5 protein-coding genes are annotated in these 7,481 nt (G+C 75.0%); 1 reads left to right on the forward strand and 4 read right to left on the reverse strand.

Going from position 1 to position 7,481, the window contains the following annotated elements; all coding sequences use genetic code 11:
* Positions 1 to 391: 391 nt before the first annotated feature.
* Positions 392 to 1,051: a class I SAM-dependent methyltransferase gene (locus AB0O00_RS24775; protein WP_363655210.1), complete on the reverse strand. Its 660-nt coding sequence runs from the start codon at positions 1,049 to 1,051 to the stop codon at positions 392 to 394.
* Between the two features lie 170 nt (positions 1,052 to 1,221).
* Here AB0O00_RS24775 and AB0O00_RS24780 point away from each other — a divergent pair, with 170 nt between their 5' ends.
* Positions 1,222 to 2,310, forward strand: coding sequence for an alcohol dehydrogenase catalytic domain-containing protein (locus AB0O00_RS24780; protein ID WP_363655212.1), 1,089 nt, complete (start codon positions 1,222 to 1,224; stop codon positions 2,308 to 2,310).
* 106 nt (positions 2,311 to 2,416) lie between these two features.
* Here AB0O00_RS24780 and AB0O00_RS24785 read toward each other — a convergent pair whose 3' ends face one another.
* The 3 genes from AB0O00_RS24785 to AB0O00_RS24795 form a co-directional block, all read right to left on the reverse strand.
* The gene (locus AB0O00_RS24785; protein WP_363655213.1) at positions 2,417 to 2,587 is read right to left on the reverse strand and encodes a hypothetical protein; all 171 of its coding nucleotides are present in this window, start codon (positions 2,585 to 2,587) and stop codon (positions 2,417 to 2,419) included.
* 1,022 nt (positions 2,588 to 3,609) lie between these two features.
* Positions 3,610 to 5,340 (reverse strand): ABC transporter ATP-binding protein, encoded by a 1,731-nt coding sequence (locus AB0O00_RS24790; protein ID WP_363655215.1) that lies wholly within the window; start codon positions 5,338 to 5,340, stop codon positions 3,610 to 3,612.
* A gap of 784 nt (positions 5,341 to 6,124) precedes the next feature.
* A partial coding sequence (locus AB0O00_RS24795) for an ABC transporter ATP-binding protein (protein ID WP_363655217.1) occupies positions 6,125 to 7,481 on the reverse strand: 1,357 nt, incomplete at its 5' end.

Genomic DNA, 7,481 nt, shown 5'->3' on the forward strand with positions numbered 1-7,481 from the left:
GCGCGGCCCCCCCGCGCGGGCCCCCGGACGCCCCCCCCGCCCGGGCCGGGCGCGGGGGCGGCGGGAGGGGCGGGGGGGGGGGGGGGCCGGGGGGGTGCTTGGGCCGCCGGGGGTGCGGCGTCGGCGGGCTGCTGGGCACCGGGCTGCTGGGGGCTCTGCTGCTGGGGGCCGCGGACCCAGCCGCCGGCGCCGCCGCGGGCGGTCGGGTCCCAGACCGCCGGAGCGGTGTTGTGCTGGTCCGTCATGTGCCGCTAGCCCCCACCGTCCGCCGTCGCTGTGTCTGGTGCCGCCGTGTGCCGCCTCGTGCCGCCCTGTCCTGACGGCGCTTGCTGCCCGGTTCGGCGCGGACACCGTACCCTCCGGACCTCCGCCCGGCGGTTCCGGCACGACGTTAGAGCATCGGTGCACGCCTGCGCAGCACACGCAGCGAACCGGTGACGGAGACCTCCTCGAAGCCCTCCGCGAGCGCCCGCAGGTACACCCGGTAGGGCGCCTGGCCGCCGTCCGCCGGGTCCGGGAACACGTCGTGCACCACCAGCAGGCCCTCGGGGGCGAGGTGCGGCACCCAGCCCTCGTAGTCGCCGGTCGCGTGCTCGTCGGTGTGCCCGCCGTCGATGAACACCAGGGCGACCGGACGTCCCCACAGCGCCGCGATCCGCGGCGAGCGCCCGACCAGCGCCACCACGTGCTCCTCCAGCCCGGCCGCGTGCAGCGTCCGGCGGAACGCCGGCAGCGTGTCCATCAGCCCGACCTCGGGGTCCACCAGCGTCGGGTCGTGGTACTCCCAGCCCGGCTGCTGCTCCTCCGACCCCCGGTGGTGGTCGACGGTCAGCGCGACCGTCCCGGTCTCCCGGGCCGCCGCGGCCAGCAGGATCGCCGAGCGCCCGCAGTACGTCCCGATCTCCAGCACCGGCAGCCCGGTGCGCCGCGCCGCCGTGACGGCGGCCGCGTACAGCGCGAGGCCCTCGTCGACCGGCATGAACCCGGTGGCTGCCTCGAACGCCGCCACCACCTCGTCCGCCGGACGGACGCTCTCCAGCAGGTCGGACATGGGGCGGCTCCTCGCGATGGGGGTCTGTCTGGGTGCTCCGGTCGGACCCTACTCGACGGTACGTCCGCGCTTCCTCCCGGGACCGCCGCTGGAACGTGTTCTAGTCGCCGCTCCGCGCCCGTGCCAGAATCGGCGCGACCGTGGATCCGAGGCACACCGGGAGCAGCCCCATGCGCGCAGCCGTTCTGCACAAGACCGGGCAGGACACGCTCGACGTCCGCGAGGACGTGACGGCCGTCGGGTTCGGACCCGGCATGGTCAGGGTGCGGATGCGCGCGGCGAGCCTGTGCCACTCCGACCTCTCCGCGATGAACGGCGTGCTGCCCCAGCCGGCGCCCTTCGTGCCCGGCCACGAGGGCGCGGGGGACGTCGTCGAGGTCGGCGAGGGCGTGCGGGCCGTCGCACCCGGCGACCGCGTCGTCCTGTGCTGGATGGCTCCCTGCGGGCGCTGCGCGCACTGCGAGCGCGGCCGCGGCCACCTCTGCACCGCGAGCCTGCGGCGCCTCGGCGCCCCCGGCTTCCGCTACGAGGAGGGCGGCGTCGCGGTCGACGCCTCCGGCTTCTACGGCACCGGCTCGTTCGCCGACGAGGTCGTCGTCGCCGAGGACGCCGTGATCAAGGTCCCCGCCGACCTCCCGTACGAGGCCGCCGCGCTGATCGGCTGCGGGGTGACCACCGGCGTCGGCGCCGCCGTCAACACCGCCCGCGTCGAGCCCGGCGCCTCGGTGGCCGTGATCGGCGCCGGCGGCGTCGGCGTGGCCACCGTCCAGGGCGCCCGGGTCTGCGGCGCGGGCCGGATCACCGTCGTCGACCCCGTGGTGTCGCGACGCGACCGGGCCCTGGCCTTCGGCGCCACCGACGCCATCGCCCCGGAGGACCTCAAGGCGACCGCCAAGGGCCTGCCCGGCGGCGGCTACGACTACGTCTTCGAGGCGGTCGGCCGCTCGGCGACCGTCCGCGCCGCGTACGACGCCACGCGCCGCGGCGGCGCGGTGATCGTGATCGGCGCCGGGGCGCAGGACGACCTCGCGCAGTTCACCATGGGCGAGCTGTTCTTCAACGAGAAGCGCCTGCTGCCCTCGCTCTACGGCGGGGCACCCGTGCCCTCGACCATCGCCCTGATCGTCGACCTGTGGCGAGCCGGCCGGATCGACCTCGACGGCATGATCACCCATCGCGTCGCCCTGACCGACGTCAACGACGCGATCACCCAGATGCGCACCGGCGAAGCCCTGCGGACGGTCGTCACCCTGGCCTGAGCGCCAGGATCTCCTCCCGAGACGGACGCCACGCTTGCCTGAACGCACGAGGGCCCGCCGGGATCTGTTCCCAGCGGGCCCTTCGTGTGCGGTGTTCAGCCCTGCGTCAGCCGTGGTCGGCGGCGCGGTGCCGGCCGTGCGAGCCGGCCTCGGGGCTGTCGTCGGCGGAGGACAGGCCGCGGTGGCGGCCGTGCGACGCGGTGTCCTCGGCCGTGGTCTCGTCGGCGTCGGTCCCGATGGTCGCGGGTCCGGTGGTGTCGGTGAGGGTGTCGGACATCAGAATCGTCTTTTCCGTGCGGAGCTTGCAGATGCATCGGCGCCCCGCCCGGCACTGTGGATGCGCGGTCGGGCCCCCGTTTCGGGCGCAGGAAACGCGCCACAGCCGGTGATCGCGGCCCGTGCCCCGGCCACCATAACGGCCGAGCCGCCCGAGATCCTATCGAGATCCTTACCCCCAAGCCCTCCCCACCCAACGCCCACGGCGGCACCCACCTCGCCTGCGACGCAGAGCACGCCGCCCGAGCCACGGGATCACCATGGCGTCCCCACCCAAGCGGCAGCGCCCCACAGAGAGGGCCCCACCCGCCCCCGGCACCAGCCAATCGGCCCGCCTGCACCCACCTCGCCCGCCCGGCGCCTCACCCCAAGTCACCGGCGCAGAGCGCGATGCGCCAGCGCGATGCCCAACAGGCGGGCCCGCAGCACGCGCCCCTCCTCCCCGCCCCCAACTCCCGAGCGCCCAACGCAGAGCGCGCTGCACGAGCCACGGGATCACCACAACCTCCCCACCCGAGCGGCAGAGCCCCGCAGCACCCGCCCTGCCCGCACCTCTCTGTGGTCCCAAAGCCCCCGGGAGGTACGGCCCTGCCCGAGCGCGACGCCCACCCCAAGCACGATGCACAAGCGCGCCGCCCAGCCGACGGCGCCGTGGCACCCGCCCGCCGACGCGCCGCGCCCTCCTGCCCCGGACCCTCATCCCCTGGCCGCCGACCGCCCGGTGCCGTTCCCGTCCACGAGCGTGCCGTAGGGCTGGTGGTGGGTGGCCAGTGTCGGGTTTCGCCGGTCCGCAGGAAGTCGGACGGGTCGACTTCTCATGCAGGGGGCGTAGCCGCGGTGAGGCCGTGCTCGTCGACACCATCCCCAAGACCCCGCGCGAGAAGTCGGGCCCGCCGACTTCCGACGCGCCGCCCCCTCATGGATCCACCGGGCCTGCGTAGGAAGTCGATGACGCCGACTTTCCACTCCCGCCCTCTCGCGCTGCTCCCGACCCGGCGATCCCTCCCGGCGGGCGCGCGGTCATCATGTGCGCCGCGCCTGCTGTGCGCTGCCGGCGCGCGGGGCGGAGCCCAGCCAGTGGCCGACCAGTTCGCGGTAGAGCGGGGACAGCACCTGCAGGTCCCCGTGCCGGGCGAGGGTGCCGTGCCCGCCGTCCAGGAGGAGGACGCGGTCCGCGCGCAGGGCCGAACTGATCCGGTGTGCCACGACGATGAGCGTTCCCGGGCGGGCGGCGAAGGCGCTTTCCACCCGTTCCTCGGCGGCGGCGTCGAGGTGGCAGGTGGCCTCGTCGAGCACGACGACGGGGGCGGGGGAGAGGTACGTCCGGACAAGCGCGAGCAGTTGGCGCTCGCCGGCGGAGAGCGCGTCGGGGTCGGTGACGAGGGCGTCCGTCCCACCGAGCCGCGTGACGAGTTCATCGGCGCCCAGGAGCCTGATGGCATGGGCGAGTTCGGCGTCAGTGGCATGGGGAGCGAGCCACGTCAGGTTCTCGCGCAGCTGGCCGGGGAAGACGTAGGCCTCCTGCGGCAACAGCGCGACCGACCGCGCGCTCCCGCCGGGCGGGAGGTGCTCGCCACCGATGGTCAGGCGGCCGGCCGTAGGCCTGAGCAGCCCGGCGAGCAGCCCCGCCAACGTGGACTTGCCGGCCCCACTCGGACCGACGACGGCGACGTGTTCCCCGGCACCGATCGTCACGTCGAGTCCGTCGAGGACAGGTTCGGCGGTGGCGGCATGGGCGTAGCGGAGGGCTGTGAGGCGGATGGTGCTGTCGCAGGCGATCGGGCTGTTGGCGGAAGCCGCGACCGCGTGGCCAAGGGTGCCGTCGCCGGGGGCCAGGTGTCCTGCCGTCGGTGGGGTGTTCGGGGCGTGGTCGGAGGGCGCGACCGCGTGGCCGAGGGTGCCGTCGCCGGGGGCCAGGTGTCCTGCCGTCGGTGGGGTGTTCGGGGCGTGATCGGAAGCCGTGGCCAGGCGGTCCAGCACGACCGCTAGGCCGAGTAGCCAGCCGCCGACCGTCCCGGCCAACGTCCTTACTGCCGGGTCGAGTTGCTGGATCAGGTACGTGGTGACGCCGAGCAGTTCGCCGGCCGTGAGTGCGTCGTGTGCGAGCAGCCACGGGGCCGCCGCGAGCACGACCAGCACCGGCAGCCGTCCGCCGAGCGCGACCACGAGCGCGCGCAGGGCGGACGCCCGGCCCAGCGCGCGGGAGGCGGCGGCGCTCGCCCGGGCCGCCTCTCCCAGTGCCTCGGCCACCTGTGTCTGTGTTCCGGTGGCCTGCACGTCGCGAAGGCCGTGGAGGGCGCGGCCCGCCTCTGCGGCGAATCGTTCCTCCTCCAGTACGACCGCCCGGCGGCGCTCAACCAGCGGCCGCAGCAGGCGGGTGAAGAGCAGCCCGGCGGCCAGAAGTGGCAGCAGGACGAGCGGCAGGACGGCGGGCGCGAGCAACGTCAGGCCGACCAAGGCGGCGGCCAGGGTGATCCCGACGCCACGAAGGGTGCGCAGCAGTGTGGCGGTCAACTGCCGTGCAGACTCGACCTGTTCGGTGAGCCGCGCGACTTCGGCGGTGTCGGCTACCGGCCGGGCGAGGGCGCCCTTCACCACCCGCGTGACGAGTGCGTCCCGGAACGGCTCGACGACCGCCGCGAGGTGCGGAAACCCGGCCCGCGCCGCGTACGCCCGCAGGGCCGTGGCCGCGCCGAATCCGGCGAGCCAGGCCACCCCGATCCCGGGACGCCCGGCGAGGAAGCCACGGTCCACGGCGGCCGACACGAGCAGCCCGGAGAGCAGCGGCGGCAGGGCCTCGACCGCGGACCAGGCGAGCAGCCGCAGGAGCGGCCGGCGCGTGGTGTCGAGCTGCCGGAGGAGGAGCGCCCACCCGGGGGAGGCGGTGGGAGCAGGAAGTCGGTGTCGCCGACTTCCTGCGCGGCTGGGGTTGGTGGGCGGTGGCGCGAGAAGTCGGCGGGCCCGACGCCCTGTGCGGGCGGGGGCCTGAGCCGCGTGCGCGGAAAGTCGGCCGAGCCGACTTCCTGCGGCGGCCGGTGCCGAGCCCTGCGGAAGAAGTCGGCCCGGCCGACTTTCTGGGGTTTCCTGCGTACGGCCTTCGCCTGCTGGGTTTCCCGCGTTGGCGTCGTTCGGCTGGTGGGGCGCGGGGTGATGCGCAGGAAGTCGGCCTGGCCGACTTTCCGCGTTCACGGCATTCGGCTCCGAGCTCTGCACGGGAAGTTGATCCGGGCGGCATTCCGCTTCGTTTTCGATGCCGTTTGGGTGGTGGCTGGTGGTGGACGTGGGCTGCTGCATCAGAAGTCGATCCGCCCGACTTTCAGCGTTGGCGCCGGCTGGCTGGTGGGGTGCGGAGGGTTGGGGCGATGCGCCAGAAGTCGGCCTGGCCGACTTTCCGTGTTTGTGGTGCTCGGCTCCGGGGTCCCTGCGGGAAGGCGGGCCGGGCGGCTTTCGAGGTGGTGGCCCGTGGACGACGCAGGCTGTTGCGCGAGAAGTCGGGCCGGTCGACTTTCCGTGTGTTGTCCCATGCGGTGGTGGCCCATCAGGTGGCTGCTTGTAGGGCGGTGTCGGACAGGGTGGCGCGGTAGTCGGGGTCGGGGAGGAGGGCGGTGTGGGGGGCGAGGGCGCGGAGGTGGCCGTTTTCCAGCCAGGCCACCAGGTTGGCGCGGGCGGCGATGGTGGCGCGGTGGGCGATCACGATGCGGGTGCGGCCGAGGGTGGCGTGGTCGAGGGCTTCGGTGACCTGGTATTCGGTGGCGAGGTCGAGTCCCGAGGTGGCGTCGTCCAGTACCACCACGCGTGCGGGTCGGGCCAGCAGCCGGGCCAGGCCCAGTCGTTGCAGCTCGCCGCCCGAGAGCCGGAGTTCGTCGAGCGGGGTGTCCCACCCCCGGGGCAGGCGGCGCAGGAAGCCGGCCGCACGGGCGGCCTCCGCCTCCGGCTCGCCCGCGCCCGCGAGCGCGTCGCGCACGGTGCGCCCGACCAGTGCGGGCCGTTCGAAGGCGTACCCGACGGCGGTTCGGAGCTCGTCGGGGGTCAGCGTGTCGACCGGGACGCCGTCGATGAGCACCGTGCCCTCGTCGGGGTCGCGCAGTCGCCCGGCGAGGGCGGCCAGGAGGGACTTGCCGGAGCCGGAGCGCCCGACCACCGCGAGCGTGTGTCCGCCCGGGACGGTGAGGTCGAGCGGTCCGAGCAGCACCCGGTCGCCGTCGCGTACGACGGCCCCGCGGAAAGCGATTTCCCCGGTGCCGTTCGCCGGGAGCGTCGCCGTTCCCGCGGGCGTGGGCCGCAGCGCGAGCAGGTCGTCGACCCGCGCCCGGCCGGCGCGTGCGTGGGCGACCCCGACCAGCGATTCGACCTGCTCGAACAGGCTGGCCCCGAGCGCCGCCCATCCGGCGGCCGCGGCGAGGCCCCCCGGGGCCAGCGTGCCGTCGGCGAGCAGCACGCCCGCGGTCGTCAGCACGGCGATCTCGACGGCCGCGATCAGCAGCGTCGCCTGCCACGCCGTGCGTCGTTGTGCCGCCCACAACGCGTGCCCGGCCGCAGAGAGTTCGGGCAGGGGTGCCAATACCCGTGCGGCTTCCGCCTGTTCGGCCCCGGCCGCGTGGATGCTGCGGAGCCCGGTGAGTGCGCCGGTGAGGCGCGCCGCGAGCTCCGCCTGCACCTCCTGGTAGCGGACGAACGCCGACCCGGCGTCGCGCAGGAACAGCCGGATCAGCACCACACCTGGCACCACCCCGGCGAAGAACGCCAGTGCCAGCCACGGCGACAGCACCCCGAGCCCGACGATCGCCCCCACCGACGTGAGCAGCGCGCCCGCCGCGCCGAGCCCGGCGGGCAGCCGCCCGCCCGCGTCGCCGGCCGAGCCGACCAGGCGGGCGGCCAGGTCGCCGGGCGGTGGG

Source organism: Kitasatospora sp. NPDC093558 (assembly GCF_040683475.1).
GTDB lineage: Bacteria > Actinomycetota > Actinomycetes > Streptomycetales > Streptomycetaceae > Kitasatospora.